This window comes from Leifsonia shinshuensis (assembly GCF_031456835.1).
Classification (GTDB): domain Bacteria; phylum Actinomycetota; class Actinomycetes; order Actinomycetales; family Microbacteriaceae; genus Leifsonia; species Leifsonia shinshuensis_C.
Window position 1 is genome coordinate 3621302 of sequence record NZ_JAVDVK010000001.1, and the last position, 17766, is coordinate 3639067.

The following is a 17766-nucleotide window of genomic DNA, read 5'->3' on the forward strand; positions in this document are numbered from 1 at the left end:
GTCGGGCCCGCGGCGTCAGTCGCGCAGTTCGCGCAGGGCCACCGCGGTCGCGAGAGCGGCGTGGGCCGCCTCGGCGCCCTTGTCCTCCTTGGAGCCGGGCAGGCCGGAGCGGTCGATGCCCTGGGCCTCGTCGTCGAGCGTGAGCACGCCGAAGCCGACCGGCTTGCCGGTGTCGAGGGCGACGCGGGTGAGGCCGTCCGTCGCGGCGGCGGAGACGTACTCGAAGTGCGGTGTCCCGCCGCGGATGATGACGCCGAGCGCGACCACCGCGTCCGCGCCCGCCTCGAGCGCGGCCTTGCTCACCACCGGCAGCTCGAAGCTGCCCGGTACGCGGACCAGCGAATGGGTGGCGCCGGAGGCGTCCAGCGTCCGCTGGGCGCCCGCGATGAGCGCCTCGCTGATCGTCTCGTGCCAGCTGCCGGCGACGACGACGACGGTCAGGCCGCTCCCGTCGATCTGCTCCTGCGCGTCCGGTGCTCCCGCTCCGCTCATCGTGTGGTCCTCCCCGCCGCGATCCCCGCGGCCGTCTCGTTCGTCGCGGACACCGGGTCGATGTCCCCGATCGCGTGACCCATCCGGTCGCGCTTGGTCTCCAGGTAGCCCTCGTTGAAGGCGCCGACGCCGACGACGAGGGGCACCCGCTCCTCGACCTCGATGCCGTGCTCCTCCAGCTGGCGCACCTTCTCCGGGTTGTTGGTGAGCAGGCGCACCGACTCGATGCCGAGATCCTGCAGGATGGCCGTGGCCGCCCCGTAGTCGCGGGCGTCGATCGGCAGGCCGAGGGCGAGGTTGGCGTCGAGCGTGTCGAGGCCCTCCTCCTGCAGCTTGTAGGCGCGCAGTTTGTTGATCAGGCCGATGCCGCGTCCCTCGTGGCCGCGCAGGTACACCACTACGCCGCCTTCGCGCTGGATGGTGTCCATGGCGGCGTCGAGCTGCGGCCCGCACTCGCACTTCAGCGACCCGAAGGCCTCGCCGGTCAGGCACTCCGAGTGCACGCGCACCAGCGTGCCGTCGCGCTGCGGGGTGCCCGCGACGATCGCCACGTGGTCGGCGCCGGTCATGCGGTCGCGGTAGGCGCGCATCCGGAACGGCCCGTGGGTGGTCGGAACCGTGGTCTCCACCTCGAAGATCACCCGCGACGTCTCCGGGATGGGCGTCACCGTCTCCAGAGGCTGGTCGCAGTGGAACTCCTGCAGGTAGGCGATGAGAGACTCGATCGTGACCACGAGGACGCCCTCGCGCTGACCGAGCTCGATGAGACCGGGCAGGCGCATCATCTCGCCGTCGTCGGCGACGATCTCCGCGATCGCGCCGACGGGGGTCATCCCGGCGAGCTTCAGCAGGTCCACCGCGGCCTCGGTGTGCCCGTCGCGCTCGCGCACACCGCCCTCGACGGCGCGCAGGGGGAGGATGTGGCCCGGCCGGTGCAGGCTCGACGGCGTCGAGTCGAGGTCGGCGAGCACGCGCAGTGTGTGCGCGCGGTCGGCGGCGCTGATGCCGGTGGAGAGACGGTCGGCCGCATCCACGCTCACGGTGTAGTTGGTGCCGCGCGCGTCCTCGTTGTGGGCGACCATGACCGGCAGCTCCAGGCGGTCCGCGATCTCGTTGGTCATCGGCGCGCAGATGAAGCCGGAGGAGTTCTTCACCGTCCAGGCGATCCACTCCTGGCTCGCCAGCTCGGCGGCCAGGACGACGTCGCCTTCGTTCTCGCGGCTCTCGTTGTCCACCACGATGACCGGACGGCCGGCGCGCAGCTCGGACAGGGCCTCGGGGATGGTGGCCAGGCTCATGAGGAGCTCCGTTCGCTCAGGGCCGCGCCGAACGCGGCCGGTTCGAGCGCCAGCATGCGCTCGACATGACGGGCGAGGATGTCCGTCTCGATGTTGACGCGATCGCCCGGGACGCGGTCCCCGAGCGTGGTGGCGGCGAGGGTCTCCGGGATCAGGGACACCTCGAACCAGCCGTCCTCGCGGCCGCCGCCGACCTCGCTGACCGTGAGGGAGACGCCGTCGATGGCGATGGAGCCCTTGCGCGCGACGAGCGGCGCGTGCTCCGGGTCGAGGGAGAGCCGCACGACGCGCCAGGCGCTTCCGTCGGTCACCGAGAGCACGGTCGCGGTGCCGTCGATGTGGCCCTGGACGATGTGGCCGCCCAGGCGGTCGCCGACCTGCGCGGCGCGCTCCAGGTTGACCCGGCGGCCGGGCTGCACGTCGTCGAGGGTGCTGATGGCGAGGGTCTCGGCCATGACGTCCGCGGTGAAGCTCTCGGCGTCGCTGTCGATCACGGTGAGGCACACGCCGCTCACCGAGATGGAGTCGCCGTGGCGCGCGTCGCTGACGGCGAGCGGGCCGCGCACGGTCACGCGGGCGGCGTCGGCGCTGCGCTCGACCGCCGTGATCTCGCCGAGCTCTTCGATGATTCCGGTGAACATGTCAGCCCTCCTGGCCGGTGGGGATCGGGGGTGCGGGGAAGATGTCGGCCCCGCCGACGTCGACGGGGACGTGCTCGCCGGCCGGCGCGCGGTCTGCGCGCAGGGCCGGCGCCGGGATGGGCACGGCACGAACCAGCAGGTCGCCGCCGAGCCGTTCGATGTCGAGGATGCGGAGCCGGCGCTGCTCGCCGATGCTCCCGACCCCGACGTCGCCGATCGCGACCCGGGGGCCGCCGAGCAGGGTCGGGGCGAGGTAGATCGCGTACTCGTCGACGAGGCCGGCGGCGATGAACGCGCTGGCGAGGGTCGGGCCGCCCTCGACGTACACCCGCCGGAAGCCGCGCTGGTGCAGGTCGGCGACGGCCTCGTGCAGGTCGTGCGTCCCCTCGAAGACCACCGGGTTGGGGTGCGAGAACACTGCCGCGTCCTTGGGCACCGCGCGGGTGCCGATGACGACGGGTGTCGGCTGCGTGCCCATCAGCTCGCCGGCGTCGCCCCGAGCGGTCAGGCTCGGGTCGTCGGCGAGCACCGTGCCGGTTCCGACCACGATCGCGTCGGACGCCTCCCGCTGCTCGTGCACGCGCTGCCGCGCCGCCGCTCCGGTGATCCACTTGCTACTGCCGTCCGCGGCCGCCGCGCGGCCGTCCAGGCTGCTGGCCCACTTGACCACGATGTACGGGCGGCCGAGCCGGGCGGCGGTCAGCCAGTCGCCGAGGAAGACGTCGATCTCGTCGCGCAGCACGCCCGCGACCACCTCGACGCCGGCCTCGCGCAGGCGCTCGGCGCCTCCGCCGGAGTGGTGCCCGGGGTCGTCGGTGCCGTAGACCACGCGGGAGACGCCGGCCGCGATGAGCGCTTCGGAGCAGGGGCCCGTGTGACCCCAGTGGTTGCAGGGCTCGAGGGTGACGACGGCGGTCGCGCCGCGGGCTCCGCCCTCGGGCAGCTTGCTCAGCGCATCCACCTCGGCGTGCGGCGTGCCGACACCGCGATGCCAGCCTTCGGCGAGGATGCCCCCCTCGGCGTCGAGGAGGACGCAGCCGACGCGCGGGTTCACGCCCGTCGCAGGCCCGTTGGCGGCGAGTTCGAGCGCCGTGCGCATTGCGGCGTCCCACGTCATCCGGTTGCCATCCTGTCTCTCGTCGAGACGTGTCGCCGGGGTCGCGTGGGCGCAGGCTCGCGTGAGCCGCCCACCGTGCTTCCTCCCATCCGGACTGAGCGCGAAGGCTGTCGCCTGCACGCATTACCGTCGGTGCCGGAATTCCACCGGCTCAGCAGGGCGCCTGGGCGCACCGCTCGCGGACTGTCACCGCCGGTTCGGACTCTCACCGACCCCGGAGCACGTATTTCGTTGTCGAGTCTAGATCAACGCGCACGCGCGCCGACTATTCCCGGGCGTCGTGCGACGCCGGATGACGGCGGGCGGCGGCGTAGGAGCGCGGTCAGGCCGCCTCTGCGGCCTCCGCCGCCGGGGCGACCGGCTGGGTCAGCTGCACGAGGGCGCGGGCGGTCCCCTCGTCGACGATGAGGTCCGTGATCAGCCCGGCGGCGAGGGCGCCGCGGAGGCTGTGCACCTTCGATGGGCCCGACACGATGCAGACACGGCGGGGCACGCGCTTGATGAGGTCGATGTCCGGGCCGCTGGCCCGCTCGTTCAGAGGGATGCCGTGGTGGCTGCCGTCCTCGCGGAAGAACACGGTCGCGACGTCGCCCACGACGCCCGAGTCGTCCAGCGACGCGTAGTCGGCCTGGTCGAGGTACCCGCCCGCGTAGACGTGCGAGCGCACCTCCGAGAACGGCGAGCCGAGGCCGAACAGCGCGACGTCCATCCGCTCCTGGATGTCGAGGATGCGGCGGGTGCTGCGCTCGCGCCACATCGCGATCTTCGTCTGCGGGTCGTCGAAGAGCGCCGGGACGGGGAACTCCTGGATCGTGCCCGAGTAGGTGTCGCCGAACCGGCGCAATATCTCCGACGCGTAGAGCACGCCCGTCGTGTACGTGTTGCCCGCACCGTTCAGCTGCACGAACTCGACGTTGTGCAGCTCCTTGGGGATGAGGTGCCTGCTCAGGGCGCTCATCGTCGAGCCCCAGGCGATGCCGACGGTCTGGTTGGAGTCGATGAAGCGGTCGAGGATGCGCGCGGCGGAGATCGCGACGCGCTCCAGCCGGTCGACGTCGCTGATCGCGCTCGGCATGGGGACGATGTGCGCCGCGATGCCGAAGCGCTCGTGGATCGTCTGCTGGATGCGCGTTGCACCTTCGTGCGGTTCGGCGATCTGGATGGTCACCAGACCGGACGAGCGCGCATAGCTGAGCAGGCGCGAGACCGACGAGCGCGACGTGTGCATCTCGTGCGCGATCGCCTCCATCGTCAGGTCCTGCATGTAATAGAGGTGGCCGGCCTTGAGGGCGTCGCGGACCTTCTCGGGCAGATGCTCGGTGTCGGGCTGGGGCATTGGGGGGCCTTCTTCGGTGTGACGGCTTCTCGGGACCGATCCGGTGCTGCACGTATGTGCAGGGCGCTTGATCGAAGTTGTGCTGCCACGAAGACTATAGCCACACGGCATCCGCAAGACAGAAGCACAGGAGAGAATCGTGACGACGAAGTCGAACACCCGCACCGGGGTCCAGCGCCTCCGCGAACGCCCCCGAGCACAGGTGCTCGTCGTCGGCGGCGGCATCAACGGCCTCGGCACCTTCCGCGACCTGGCGCTCCAGGGCGTCGACGTCGTCCTCGTCGAGCGCAACGACTTCGTCTCGGGTGCGTCGGCGGCCTCCAGCCACATGATCCACGGCGGCATCCGCTACCTCGAGAACGGCGAGTTCCGGCTCGTCAAGGAGTCGGTCACCGAGCGCAACGGCCTGCTGAAGATCGCCCCGCACTACGTGAAGCCGCTCGAGACGACCATCCCGATCTTCTCGACCTTCTCGGGCATCCTGGCCGCCCCGCTCCGCTTCCTCACGCACAAGCAGGGGAAGCCGAAGGAGCGCGGCGCGTTCCTCATCAAGACCGGCCTCACCATCTACGACTCCTTCTCGCGCGACGGAGGCTCGGTGCCGCGGCACAGCTTCCACGGGCGCAAGAAGTCCCTCGAGATCCTTCCGGCGCTCAACCCGGGCCTCAAGTACACCGCCACCTACTTCGACGCCTCGGTGCACGACCCGGAGCGCCTGGCGCTCGACGTGCTCGCCGACAGCCTCGCCGCCGGCCCCCACGCCCGCGCCGTCAACTACGTCGAGGCGATCGGCACCCGCGACGGCGGCGTGCTCGTCCGCGACCGTGAGACGGGCGAGGAGTTCGCCATCACCGCGGACGTCGTGGTGAACGCCTCCGGACCGTGGACCGACCTGACCAACGAGGCCCTCGGATCCGCGACGCGCTACATGGGCGGCACCAAGGGCTCGCACATCGTGCTCGACAACCCCGAGCTGCTCGAGGCGTGCAAGGGCCGCGAGATGTTCTTCGAGAACAACGACGGCCGCATCGTGCTGATCTACCCGCTCAAGGGCCGGGTCATGGTCGGCACCACCGACATCGACGCCGACATGTCGGAGCGCGCGGTGATCACCGAGGACGAGATTGACTACTTCATCGAACTGGTCGCGCACGTTTTCCCAGGCATCCCGGTCACCCGTGAGCAGATCGTCTACACCTTCTCCGGCGTCCGCCCGCTCCCGCACCACGACGACACCGCGCCGGGCTTCGTCTCCCGCGACTACCGCATCGTGCCCGGCACGATCGCCGGCCTCGGCGACACCACCGTGCTGAGCCTGGTCGGCGGCAAGTGGACGACCTTCCGTGCGCTGAGCGAGCACCTCGCGAACGAGACCCTCGACGCCCTCGGCGTGAAGCGCACCGTTCAGACCCTCGGCCTGCCGATCGGCGGCGGCGCGGGCTTCCCGACCACCCCGCAGGCGGAGCGCGACTGGATCGCCCGCTACGGGGCGGACGTCGGCGCCGAGCGCGCTGCCGTGCTGCTGAACCGCTACGGCACCAAGGCCACGTTCGTGCTGGATGCGATCGCCGGCTGGGACGGGGAGGACGCACCGCTCGCCGCCGCCCCCGGATACTCCCGCGCGGAGATCGACCACCTGGTGCGCTCGGAGCACGTGGTGCACCTCGGCGACCTCTTCCTGCGGCGCACCAGCCTGGCCTTCACCGGTTCCGTGACACCCGCTCTGGTGCACGAGATCGGCGAAATCGCGGCAAACGCGCTCGGATGGTCGCCAAACCAGCGGGCGGAGGAGGAAGATTCGTTCGTAGCGGACCTCGCCGACGCCCATCGGGTGCAGCTCAAGTCGGGGGACGGGAGCGAAGCCGCGGCTGTTCGATAATGCACGAACGTGCATGACACGGTTCTTGTCAAGGTGAGCGCGACCGCAATAGCGTTCAAGGGCTCACCCTGACGAGAACCACACCAGAACGCACAACAGGGTGCGCGTCAACTGAACAACTGGAAGGTCAACGTGGACAATATCGGTGTAGATTTCCTGTCCGAGCTCGTGGGCACAGCGATGCTGCTCCTCCTCGGTACCGGTGTCGTGGCGAACGTCGCCCTCATCAAGAACAAGGGCTTCAACGGCGGGTTCCTGATGGTCAACTTCGGTTGGGGCCTCGCGGTCTTCGCCGGTGTGATCGTCGCCTACAACTCCGGTGCGCACCTCAACCCCGCCGTGACGCTCGGTCTCGTCGCCAACGGCGCCAAGGCGTTCGGCTCCGCGGCGGCGGGCACCCTCGTGCCGGTGAACTTCATCACGGTGCTGCTGTACATCCTGGCTCAGCTGATCGGTGCCATCATCGGCGCCGTCCTGACGTTCCTGGCGTACAAGCGGCACTTCGACGAGGAGCCCGACCCCGCCAACAAGCTGGGCGTCTTCTCGACCGGTCCTGCCATCCGCAGCTACGGCTGGAACCTGGTCACCGAGATCATCGGCACCTTCGTGCTGGTCTTCGTGGTGATCGCCTTCGGCCACCAGCCCGGTCAGGCAGCCGGACTCGCTGCCCTCGGGGCTCTGCCCGTCGCTCTGCTCGTGGTCGGCATCGGTGCCAGCCTCGGTGGTCCGACCGGATACGCCATCAACCCGGCCCGTGACCTCGGTCCGCGCATCGCCCACGCCTTCCTCCCGATCAAGGGCAAGGGCTCGAGCGACTGGGCGTACTCCTGGGTCCCGGTGGTCGGACCGATCATCGGCGGCCTCCTCGCCGGATGGCTCGCGCTTCTCCTGCTCCCCATCCTCAAGTGACACCGGGGGCCGGCCGGGAGGGATCCCGCCGGCCCCTTCCCGTTCCACCCCCAAAGAACAAAGGAGTTACCTATGGCCGACTACGTCGTCGCCATCGATCAGGGCACGACCAGCACCCGGGCGATCATCTTCGACAAGTCCGGGTCGATCGTCTCGACCGGACAGCTGGAGCACGAGCAGATCTTCCCGAAGGCCGGGTGGGTCGAGCACAACCCGGTCGAGATCTGGAACAACACCCGCGAAGTGATCGGCCAGGCGCTCTCCAAGGCCGACCTCACCCGCCACGACATCGCGGCGGTCGGCATCACCAACCAGCGCGAGACCGCGGTGGTCTGGGACAAGAACACCGGCGAGCCCGTGTACAACGCCATCGTCTGGCAGGACACCCGCACCCAGCCGATCGTCGACCGGCTCGCCGCCGACGGCGGCGTCGAGCGCTTCAAGTCGATCGTCGGCCTCCCGCTGGCGACCTACTTCTCCGGAACCAAGATCACCTGGATCCTCGAGAACGTCGAAGGAGCGCGCGAGCGCGCCGAGGCGGGCGACCTGCTCTTCGGCAACACCGACGCCTGGGTGCTCTGGAACCTCACCGGCGGTCCCGACGGCGGCGTCCACGTCACCGACGTGACCAACGCGTCCCGCACCATGTTCATGGACCTCGAGACGCTGACCTGGCGCGACGACATCCTCGAGGCGTTCGGCGTGCCGAAGTCGATGCTGCCGGAGATCAAGAGCTCCTCCGAGGTCTACGGCCAGGTCGAGTCGTCCAGCCTGCTCCGCGAGGTGCCCGTCGCGGGCATCCTCGGCGACCAGCAGGCCGCGACGTTCGGTCAGGCGGCGTTCGATCCGGGCGAGTCCAAGAACACCTACGGCACGGGCAACTTCCTCATCTTCAACACGGGTGAGGAGATCGTCCACTCGAAGAACGGTCTGCTGACGACGCTGGGCTACAAGCTCGGCGACGACGCTCCGCACTACGCGCTCGAGGGCTCGATCGCTGTCACCGGTTCGCTGGTGCAGTGGCTGCGCGACAACCTCGGCATCATCTCCAGCGCGCCGGAGATCGAGGACCTCGCCAAGACCGTCGACGACAACGGCGGCGCGTACTTCGTGCCGGCGTTCTCGGGTCTGTTCGCCCCGTACTGGCGGTCGGATGCGCGTGGCGCCCTCGTGGGCCTCACGCGGTACGTCAACAAGGGCCACATCGCCCGCGCGGTGCTGGAGGCCACGGCCTTCCAGACGCGCGAGGTGCTGGACGCGGTCAACGCGGACTCCGGCGTGGACCTGCAGGAGCTCAAGGTGGACGGCGGCATGATCGCCAACAACACGCTCATGCAGTTCCAGGCCGACATCCTCGGTGTGCCGGTGGTGCGTCCGGTGGTCGCCGAGACCACCGCGCTGGGCGCCGCGTACGCCGCGGGCCTCGCGGTCGGCTTCTGGTCGGACCTCGACGACCTGCGCAAGAACTGGCAGGAGGACAGCCGCTGGACTCCGAACATGGAGCCGGAGGAGCGCGAGCGTCAGCTGCGGCTCTGGAAGAAGGCCGTCACCAAGACCTTCGACTGGGTCGACGACGACGTCCGCAACGCCTGAGCAGTCCCCCTCACGAAGCGCCGTCCGGCATCGCCGGGCGGCGCTTCGCCGTCCGCTCAGGCGAGCAGCGGCGCCAGCTCGTCGAGCGACCGGATCGTGCGGACGCCGGCGAGCATCGCATCCCTCTCGTCCTCCGGGGAGGGCACCGCGTCGCGCCGGTTCAGCCACACGCCCGTGAGCCCGGCCTGAGCGGCGCCGATGGCGTCCGTCCGCAGCCGGTCGCCGACGTAGGCCGCCTCTGCCTCGGTGACGCCGAAGGCGGCGCAGGCGGCCCGGAAGATCGCCGGGTCGGGCTTCGCCACGCCCAGCTCGCCGGAGGCGATGAGGTGCTCCATCCGCGCATCCAGGCCGACGGCCTCCACCTTGCGGCGCTGGAACGCGAGGTCGCCGTTGGTGATGAGCCCGAAGCGGACGCCGGGGATGGCGCGCTCCAGCGCATCCAGGGCGGCGGTGGTGTCGTCGTGCAGCGACCACGCCGCGACGTAGTGCTCGAAGTAGTCGGCGAACCAGGCGCTCGCCTGCTCGTCGGTCAGCGCGACACCGTGGCGGGCCGCGAAGTCACGGGCGCGCGCCTGGCGCTGGCCCTCGAAGTCGAGCCGGCCGGCGAGGTAGGAGTGGTAGTGCTCCTCCTCGAGGTCGTGCCAGATGGAGGTCAGCTCCTCGGCCTCGAGCGCGCCGTACGGAGCGCCGAGCGTCTCGGCGTAGCGGAGGATGCCGGACTCCACCGCCGCCCGGTGCGCGAAGAGCGTGTCGTCCAGATCGAAGAGCACGACCCGGGGAGGTGTCGCCGCCGTCACAGCGGAGCCTGGACGAAGGAGACGTCCGGCCAGTCGCCGGCGGGCTGCCGCGGGTCGTCCCGACCCATGCTGCCGCGCCACTCGTCGAACCGCTCACCGCGCTGCTCGGCGCCCTGCGGCACGATGCCCTCCCAGCGGAAACCGGCGCGGCGCGCGACCGCGGCGCTGGCGGCGTTGCCGACCAGCGCCCGCCACACCATCCGCTGCAGGGCGAGACCCTGCGGCGCCGGGGCGAACCCGTAGTCGATCACCAGGCGCGCGGCCTCCGACATCACGCCGCGGCCGCGAGCCTCGGGTGCGAGCCAGTAGCCGATCTCGCCCTGGTGCCCGTGGATGTCGCCGATGCTGATCATGCCGACCAGCGCTGCGTCGTCGCGGACCGCCCAGGTGCAGACCCGTCCGCTCGCCCAGCCGTCCGGGACCACCTTCGTCACGAACCCGACCGCGTGCCGGTGGAGGTACGGGGCGGGCACGGTCGTCCAGCGCGCGATGGCCGGGTCGCTGCACACCTCGGCGATGCGGTCGATGTCCGCCTCCGTGGGTGTGGACAGCACGACCCGGTCGCCGCGCAGCTCGACGGGATGCGGCATCAGCGTCCCCGGCGCAGGAAGCCCACCCGCTCGTACGCGCGCTCGAGCGTGGCCTCGGCCACCTCGCTCGCCCGGTCGGCGTTGACGGCCAGGATGCGGTCGAGCTCTCCCGGGTCGGCCAGCAGGTCGAGCGCGCGCTGCCGCACGGGGGCGAACTCCTCCACCACGACCTCGACGAGCCCCTTCTTGAAGTCGCCGTAGCCCTTGCCCTCGTACTCGAGTTCGATGGACTCGATCGACCGGCCGGTCAGGGCGGCGTAGATGCTCAGCAGGTTGGAGATCCCGGGCTTGCCCTCGCGGTCGAACGCCACGACGCCGTCGGCGTCGGTGACGGCGCGCATGATCTTCTTGCGCGTCACGTCAGGCTCGTCGAGCATCCACACGATGCCCGCGCCGGACTCGGCCGACTTGGACATCTTCGACTCGGGGTTCTGCAGGTCGTAGATGCGGGCGCTGTCCTTCAGGATCATCGCCTGCGGCACGACGAAGGTCTGCCCGAACCGGCTGTTGAACCGCTCGGCGAGGTCGCGCGTCAGCTCGACGTGCTGGCGCTGGTCGTCGCCGACCGGGACCACCTCGGTCTCGTACAACAGGATGTCCGCGGCCATGAGCACCGGGTAGGCGAACAGCCCGACCGAGGTCGCCTCGGAGCCCTGCTTGGCCGACTTGTCCTTGAACTGCGTCATGCGCGACGCCTCGCCGAAGCCGGTGATCGTGTTCAGCACCCAGGCCAGCTGCGCGTGGGCCGGGACGTGCGACTGCACGTAGAGCGTGGAGGCGTCCGGGTCGATGCCGGCCGCGATGTACTGCGCGGCCGTCCGGCGGGTCTTCTCGCGCAGCTCCTCCGGGTCCTGCGACACGGTGATGGCGTGCAGGTCGACGACGGAGAAGAAGGCGTCGTGGCTGCTCTGGAGCTCCTTCCACTGCAGGAGGGCTCCGATGTAGTTGCCGAGGTGCAGGGAGTCGGCCGAGGGCTGCATGCCCGAGTAGAGGCGGGGCTTGGTTGTCATGATCTGCTTTCGAGAGTGTGAGGGGTGGATGCGGGATGCCGTCAGAGCGCGTAGTCGACGACCACGGGGGTGTGGTCGGACCATCGCTCGTCGTAGGCGGCCGCGCGGTCCACCGCGACGTCCTTCACTCGTGCCGCGAGGGCGGGGGTGGCGAGCTGGTAGTCGATGCGCCAGCCCGAATCGTTGTCGAACGCCTTGCCGCGCCACGACCACCACGTGTACGGCCCCTCGACCTCGCCCGCATGCCTGCGGACGACGTCGACCCAGCCGAGCCCGGCGCCTTCGTTGTACCCGGCCTCGCCCTCGGCGCCCAGGAAGCGGTCGAAGTAGGCGCGCTCCTCCGGCAGGAAGCCGGCGCGCTTGACGTTGCCCTTCCAGTTGCGGATGTCGAGCGTGCGGTGACCGACGTTGAGGTCGCCCATGACGACCGCGAGCTCGTTGTGCTTCTGCAGCTCGGGCAGCCGGGCCTCCATCGCGTCGAGGAAGCGGTACTTCTCGGTCTGCTTCTCGGTGCCGGCCTCGCCGGAGTGCACGTAGGCGCTCACGACGGTGACCACCGTGCCGTCGACCTCGTAGTCGGCCTCGAGCCAACGCCCGGCGCTGTCGAAGTCGGTCGGCCCGAGCTCCACCCGGTGGATGGACGCGCGGTGCCGGCTGGCGATCGCGACGCCCGCGCGGCCCTTGGCCGTCGCGGGGTCGTGGACGACATCCCACTCCTCGCCGAGGAGGCCCTGCAGGTCCTCCGTCGACGCCCGCACCTCCTGGATCGCGAGGATGTCGACGTCGCGCCCCTCGAGCCACGATCCCATGCCCTTGCGGAACGCGGCACGGATGCCGTTGGCGTTGATCGTCGCGATGCGCAGGGGGCTCGTGGGCATGCCTCCAGCCTACCGGGGGCCGGCGACACCGGATCGGCCCAGCGGGTCGCCGTCGAGGAGGTCGTCGAGCCGCTGCTCCGCCCGCGCGACACGGCGCTGCGCCGGGAGGCGCGCGTACCAGCTCGCCGTCGCCAGCTCGTCCTGCGCCTGCGCCAGCTCCGACCGGGCGACGAGCACGCGCGCCTCGTGCTCGGCGGCGGCGCGCTCCGCCGCGGCCTGCTCCGGGGTGACGGCGCGCGGCGAGAGACCGCGGTCGAACATCCCGATCGCGATCCACGAGGCCGACAACAGGATCACGCGCGAGATGAGGTTGAACCAGAGCAGCAGACCGATGAAGACGGCGAAGGTCGCCAGCAGCGGGTTCCTGTAGGCGCCGCGGAGCAGCAGGCCGCCGAGGGCGCTCAGCCCGGCGAGCACCAGGGCGCCGAGCAGGGCGCCGAAGAACAGGTTGCGCCACGGGATGGCGACGCGCGACATGACCCGGAACATCGCCCCCAGGGTCACGATGTTGAGCGCGACCGACACGACGAGGCCCGAGAAGCGGGCGACGGCGTTGGTCCAGAACGAGTCGGACGAGAGCCCGGTCAGGTCGAGGAGGAGTGTCAGCGCCTGCGTGCTCACGATGGTGAGCAGCGCGGAGATGAAGAACAGGACGCCGAAGACCAGCGCCAGGCCCAGGTCGCGCACCTTCTGGAGCACGTAACTGGTGGTGTCGCGGCTCAGCCGGAACACCGCGCGCACCGCCTGCCGCGTGTAGTAGAGCCACCCGATCGCGGTCCAGATCAGTCCGATGGCGGCGATGACGCCCGTCCAGCCGAAGGAGGACGCGTTGCGCAGCTGCTCCTGCGGGATCACCCCGACGGTGGCGCTGGTCTCGATGAGGCCGGGCACGGCGCGGTTGATCAGGGCGATGAGGGCGTCGAACACCGCCTCGTTGCCGGAGAGCCAGTAGCTCGCGACTGAGAAGCCGACCCAGACGGCGGCGAACACGGCGAACAGCGACTGGTAGCCGATCCCGGCGGCGCGCAGGTTGCCGTCCGAGTACGAGTAGTTGATGTACACGCGGTACGGTCGCAGGGCCTTCACCCACTTGGCCCACCCCGAGACCCGGGCGACGGGACGCTCGAACCGGCGGACCAGCGGATCCGCGCGCTCCACCAGGCGTTCCTTCAGCGACTCGTCGGCGCCCGCCTCCACGTTCCCCGCGGCGCGCTGAAGCTCCGGGTCCGGCGGGGAGGGCTCGCCTCGGGACTTCTTGGCCACGCCGTCAGGATAGCGAGCGGCCGCGCCCCTCGGAGATGCAGCGACGGCCCGCCCCGATGCGGGGCGGGCCATCGTCGACGTGCGGTGGCTGCGATCAGCGCTTGCCGCGCATGATGGCCTGCTTCACCTCGGCGATCGCCTGCGTGACCTGGATGCCACGCGGGCACGCGTCGGTGCAGTTGAAGGTCGTGCGGCAGCGCCACACGCCCTCCTTGTCGTTGAGGATGTCGAGGCGCACCTGCGAGTTGTCGTCGCGCGAGTCGAAGATGAAGCGGTGCGCATTGACGATCGCGGCCGGGCCGAAGTACTGGCCGTCCGTCCAGAACACCGGGCACGACGAGGTGCACGCGGCGCACAGGATGCACTTGGTGGTGTCGTCGAAGCGGGCGCGGTCGGCGACCGACTGGACGCGCTCCTTGCCCTTCTCGGGCTTGGAGTTGGCGACGAGGAACGGCTGCACCTCGCGGTACGACTCGAAGAAGGGCTCCATGTCGACGATGAGGTCCTTCTCGAGCGGCAGGCCCTTGATCGCCTCGACGTAGATCGGCTTCGAGATGTCGAGGTCCTTGATCAGCGTCTTGCAGGCGAGGCGGTTGCGGCCGTTGATGCGCATAGCGTCGGATCCGCAGATGCCGTGGGCGCACGAGCGGCGGAAGGTGAGCGAGCCGTCCTGCTCCCACTTGATCTTGTGGAGGGCGTCGAGGATGCGGTCGGTCGGGAACAGCTCGACGTCGAAGTCCTGCCAGCGCGGCTCGCTGTCCACATCCGGGTCGAAACGGCGGATGATGAGCGTCACGGTGAACGACTCGACCGGGGCCTCGGGGGCCGGGGGAGTCTCGAGCACGGCGTTCGACATCAGTACTTCCTCTCCATCGGCTGGTAGCGGGTCACCACGACCGGCTTCCAGTCGAGCGTGATGTGGTCTGCCGCATCCGACGAGTGCGGGTCGCCGGTGAGGTAGGCCATCGTGTGCTTCATGTAGTTCTCGTCGTCGCGCTTCGGGAAGTCGTCGCGCATGTGGCCGCCGCGGGACTCCTTGCGGTTGCGCGCGGAGTAGACGACGACCTCGGCGAGGTCGAGCAGGAAGCCGAGCTCGACGGCCTCCAGCAGATCGGTGTTGTAGCGCTTGCCCTTGTCCTGCACCTGCACGTTGCGGTAGCGCTCGCGCAGCTGGTGGATGGTCTCGGTGACCTTGGCGAGGGACTCGTCGGTGCGGAACACCTGGGCGTTCCGGTCCATCTCGTCCTGCAGCTCCTTGCGGATGGCGGCGATGCGCTCGGTCCCGGTGGAGCCGCGGAGGTCGCCGATCATGCTGCGGACCGCGCCGGCCGGGTCCTCCGGCAGCGGGACGAACTCGGCGGTCTTGACGTACTCGACCGCGTTGTTGCCCGCGCGCTTGCCGAAGACGTTGATGTCGAGCAGCGAGTTCGTGCCCAGGCGGTTGGAGCCGTGCACGGAGACGCAGGCGCACTCGCCGGCGGCGTAGAGGCCGGGGACGACCGTCGTGTTGTCGCGCAGCACCTCAGCGGCCGTGTTCGTCGGGATGCCGCCCATGGCGTAGTGCGCGGTGGGCATCACCGGGACCGGCTCCACCACGGGGTCGACGCCGAGGTAGGTGCGGGCGAACTCCGTGATGTCGGGGAGCTTGGTCTCGAGCACCTCGGCGCCCAGGTGCGTGCAGTCGAGCAGCACGTAGTCCTTGTGCGGTCCGGCGCCGCGGCCCTCGGCGACCTCCTGGACCATGCAGCGGGCGACGATGTCGCGCGGCGCGAGGTCTTTGATGGTCGGGGCGTAGCGCTCCATGAACCGCTCGCCGGACGCGTTGCGGAGGATGGCGCCCTCGCCGCGGGCGCCCTCGGTGAGGAGGATGCCCAGGCCGGCCAGACCGGTCGGGTGGAACTGGAAGAACTCCATGTCCTCAAGCGGCAGCCCCTTGCGCCAGATGATGCCGACGCCGTCGCCGGTCAGCGTGTGGGCGTTGGAGGTGGTCTTGAAGATCTTGCCGAAGCCGCCGGTCGCGAAGATGATCGCCTTCGAGTGGAAGACGTGCAGCTCGCCGGTGGACAGCTCGTACGCGACGACGCCGGCCGGCTGGGGGACGCCGTCCACCTCGTTCATGATCACGTCGAGCACGTAGAACTCGTTGAAGAAGTTGATGCCGAGCTTCACGCAGTTCTGGAACAGCGTCTGCAGGATCATGTGGCCGGTGCGGTCGGCGGCGTAGCAGGCCCGGCGGACCGGCGCCTTGCCGTGGTCGCGGGTGTGGCCGCCGAAGCGGCGCTGGTCGATCTTGCCCTCGGGCGTGCGGTTGAACGGCAGGCCCATGTTCTCGAGGTCGATGACCGCGTCGATGGCCTCCTTGGCGAGGATCTCCGCCGCGTCCTGGTCGACCAGGTAGTCGCCGCCCTTCACCGTGTCGAAGGTGTGCCACTCCCAGCTGTCCTCCTCGACGTTCGCGAGCGCCGCGGCCATGCCGCCCTGCGCCGCGCCCGTGTGCGAGCGGGTGGGGTAGAGCTTCGAGATAACGGCCGTGCGGGCGTGGGGGCCCGCCTCGATCGCCGCGCGCATCCCGGCGCCGCCGGCGCCGACGATGACGATGTCGAACTCGTGGTAGTGGACGCCGTCGATGACGGTGGATTCAATGGCTTCTGATGTCACAGGGTTTCCGTGTCGATTCGTCGCGGGGTCAGGATGCGTGGGCTCGTTCAGCGCGCCGGGCAGAACGACGGCAGGTCGGAGGCCGCAGCGCCGGCGGGGCAGGGGTCGAAGGTGAAGATCACGAGCGTGCCGAGCACGATCAGCACCACCACGGCGGCCAGGATGGCCCACTTGAGGATGCGGTTGACGACGCGGTTGTACGCGTAGTCGTTGACGAGCGTCCGCATCCCGTTGCCGCCGTGGATGAGCGCGAGCCACAGCATCAGCAGGTCCCAGACCTGCCAGAACGGGGTGGCGTACTTGCCGGCCACGAAGGCGAAGTCGATCTGCTTCACGCCGTCGCCCAGCACCAGGTTGATGAGCAGGTGGCCGAAGATCAGGACCACCAGGATCAGGCCGGAGAACCGCATGTAGATCCAGCCCCACTTCTCCCAGTTCTTGCCACGGGAGGAACGGGCGGCGGGGGTGCGCGGCGCCTCGATGGTCGTCACGTCAGTTCACCTCCGAGAAGATGTGGATGAGCTGCGTCGGCACGAAGCCGGCCATCAGGATGACCCACAGGGCGAGGACGATCCAGAACATGACCTTCTGGTACTTGACGCCCTTGCTCCAGAAGTCGATCAGGATGATCCGGATGCCGTTGAAGGCGTGGAAGATGATCGCCGCGACGAGCGCCATCTCGCCGAATCCCATGATCGGGTTCTTGTAGGTGCCGATCACCGCGTTGTAGGCCTCGGGGCTCACGCGGATGAGCGACGTGTCCAGGATGTGGACGAGAAGGAAGAAGAAGATGGCCACACCGGTGATGCGGTGGAGGACCCACGACCACATCCCCTCGCGGCCTCGGTACAGTGTGCCGCCGGGCCGGGTCTTGGCCGGCTGCAGCGTCCCTGTCGCTTGGTCTGACACGGGACAACCCTCCCTGGTTGCGATTCGCTTCATCGGGGCGCGGTGAGCGCAGCGCAAGTCTATGCCGCGTGCGCATCGGACGCCTCTTAGGGTGACCTCAGTTATCTCGATGTCGAGATAACCCGGCCTGTACGCCGGGAGGCTCCCGGCGTACCGTCCACCCCATGAGCCAGGACGAACCGATCATGCAGGGCGCCACCGATGCGAGCGACCAGTCGAAGGTGGCGGGCATCGTCGAGCAGGTGCGCGCCGACATGCAGCTGCGCGGGTCGGAGGACAGCGAACGGCTGCTGAAGCAGCGGCTGTCGGAGACGGGCATCGAGCTGCCGCAGGAGGAGATCTCCCGGCTGGTCCAGGAGATCCAGAACGGCCCGTCGGTCGTCGACTGACCGACCG

18 protein-coding genes and 1 riboswitch are annotated in these 17766 nt (G+C 69.8%); of the genes, 4 read left to right on the plus strand and 14 right to left on the minus strand.

Annotation, left to right across the window (positions count from 1 at the left end):
* Positions 1–15: 15 nt before the first annotated feature.
* The 5 genes from ribH to J2W45_RS17695 all read right to left on the minus strand — a co-directional run bounded on the left by ribH (position 16) and on the right by J2W45_RS17695 (position 4884).
* Positions 16–492 carry a 6,7-dimethyl-8-ribityllumazine synthase gene (gene ribH / locus J2W45_RS17675; protein WP_310134525.1) on the minus strand — a complete coding sequence of 159 codons (477 nt, stop codon included), beginning with the start codon at positions 490–492 and terminating at the stop codon, positions 16–18.
* Positions 489–1790 carry a GTP cyclohydrolase II gene (ribA, locus tag J2W45_RS17680; RefSeq protein ID WP_310134527.1) on the minus strand — a complete coding sequence of 434 codons (1302 nt, stop codon included), beginning with the start codon at positions 1788–1790 and terminating at the stop codon, positions 489–491. Before ribA ends, ribH begins: the two co-directional genes overlap by 4 nt.
* Entirely contained in the window at positions 1787–2431 is a 645-nt protein-coding gene (locus J2W45_RS17685) for a riboflavin synthase (RefSeq protein WP_310134529.1), read from the minus strand. The genes ribA and J2W45_RS17685 overlap by 4 nt, the downstream gene beginning before the upstream one ends.
* A gap of 1 nt (position 2432) precedes the next feature.
* The gene (gene ribD / locus J2W45_RS17690) at positions 2433–3548 is read right to left on the minus strand and encodes a bifunctional diaminohydroxyphosphoribosylaminopyrimidine deaminase/5-amino-6-(5-phosphoribosylamino)uracil reductase RibD (RefSeq protein WP_310134532.1); all 1116 of its coding nucleotides are present in this window, start codon (positions 3546–3548) and stop codon (positions 2433–2435) included.
* Positions 3549–3620: 72 nt separating this feature from the next.
* Positions 3621–3774, minus strand: a riboswitch (FMN riboswitch).
* Positions 3775–3870: 96 nt separating this feature from the next.
* Positions 3871–4884 (minus strand): sugar-binding transcriptional regulator, encoded by a 1014-nt coding sequence (locus J2W45_RS17695; RefSeq protein ID WP_310134536.1) that lies wholly within the window; start codon positions 4882–4884, stop codon positions 3871–3873.
* A gap of 139 nt (positions 4885–5023) precedes the next feature.
* Between J2W45_RS17695 and J2W45_RS17700 the strand changes: the two genes are divergently transcribed.
* The 3 genes from J2W45_RS17700 to glpK all read left to right on the plus strand — a co-directional run bounded on the left by J2W45_RS17700 (position 5024) and on the right by glpK (position 9265).
* Positions 5024–6763, plus strand: coding sequence for a glycerol-3-phosphate dehydrogenase/oxidase (locus tag J2W45_RS17700; protein WP_310134538.1), 1740 nt, complete (start codon positions 5024–5026; stop codon positions 6761–6763).
* Between the two features lie 180 nt (positions 6764–6943).
* Complete coding sequence (locus J2W45_RS17705; RefSeq protein ID WP_396427127.1) at positions 6944–7672, plus strand: MIP/aquaporin family protein; 729 nt, start codon at positions 6944–6946, stop codon at positions 7670–7672.
* A gap of 72 nt (positions 7673–7744) precedes the next feature.
* Positions 7745–9265, plus strand: coding sequence for a glycerol kinase GlpK (gene glpK, locus J2W45_RS17710; protein WP_310134544.1), 1521 nt, complete (start codon positions 7745–7747; stop codon positions 9263–9265).
* 56 nt (positions 9266–9321) lie between these two features.
* Here the strand turns inward: glpK and J2W45_RS17715 are convergent, their stop codons facing one another.
* The 9 genes from J2W45_RS17715 to sdhC all read right to left on the minus strand — a co-directional run bounded on the left by J2W45_RS17715 (position 9322) and on the right by sdhC (position 17346).
* A complete protein-coding gene (locus tag J2W45_RS17715) occupies positions 9322–10062 on the minus strand; it encodes an HAD family hydrolase (protein WP_310134546.1) in 741 nt (246 codons plus the stop codon).
* A complete protein-coding gene (locus J2W45_RS17720) occupies positions 10059–10652 on the minus strand; it encodes a GNAT family N-acetyltransferase (RefSeq protein WP_310134548.1) in 594 nt (197 codons plus the stop codon). The genes J2W45_RS17715 and J2W45_RS17720 overlap by 4 nt, the downstream gene beginning before the upstream one ends.
* Entirely contained in the window at positions 10652–11662 is a 1011-nt protein-coding gene (gene trpS / locus J2W45_RS17725) for a tryptophan--tRNA ligase (RefSeq protein ID WP_310134550.1), read from the minus strand. Before trpS ends, J2W45_RS17720 begins: the two co-directional genes overlap by 1 nt.
* A 41-nt stretch (positions 11663–11703) precedes the next feature.
* On the minus strand, positions 11704–12540 hold the full coding sequence (locus J2W45_RS17730; RefSeq protein ID WP_310134552.1) for an exodeoxyribonuclease III: 837 nt from the start codon (positions 12538–12540) through the stop codon (positions 11704–11706).
* A gap of 9 nt (positions 12541–12549) precedes the next feature.
* Entirely contained in the window at positions 12550–13803 is a 1254-nt protein-coding gene (locus tag J2W45_RS17735) for a YihY/virulence factor BrkB family protein (protein WP_310134555.1), read from the minus strand.
* A gap of 94 nt (positions 13804–13897) precedes the next feature.
* Positions 13898–14659, minus strand: a complete 762-nt coding sequence (locus tag J2W45_RS17740; protein ID WP_310134558.1) for a succinate dehydrogenase iron-sulfur subunit — start codon at positions 14657–14659, stop codon at positions 13898–13900.
* The gene (gene sdhA, locus J2W45_RS17745) at positions 14659–16461 is read right to left on the minus strand and encodes a succinate dehydrogenase flavoprotein subunit (RefSeq protein ID WP_310134561.1); all 1803 of its coding nucleotides are present in this window, start codon (positions 16459–16461) and stop codon (positions 14659–14661) included. The genes J2W45_RS17740 and sdhA overlap by 1 nt, the downstream gene beginning before the upstream one ends.
* Before the next feature lie 47 nt (positions 16462–16508).
* Positions 16509–16952, minus strand: a complete 444-nt coding sequence (locus tag J2W45_RS17750) for a succinate dehydrogenase hydrophobic membrane anchor subunit (RefSeq protein WP_310134563.1) — start codon at positions 16950–16952, stop codon at positions 16509–16511.
* A 1-nt stretch (position 16953) separates the two neighbouring features.
* Complete coding sequence (gene sdhC, locus J2W45_RS17755) at positions 16954–17346, minus strand: succinate dehydrogenase, cytochrome b556 subunit (protein WP_396427128.1); 393 nt, start codon at positions 17344–17346, stop codon at positions 16954–16956.
* Positions 17347–17534: 188 nt separating this feature from the next.
* Here sdhC and J2W45_RS17760 point away from each other — a divergent pair, with 188 nt between their 5' ends.
* A complete protein-coding gene (locus J2W45_RS17760) occupies positions 17535–17759 on the plus strand; it encodes a hypothetical protein (protein WP_310134566.1) in 225 nt (74 codons plus the stop codon).
* Positions 17760–17766 lie beyond the last annotated feature (7 nt).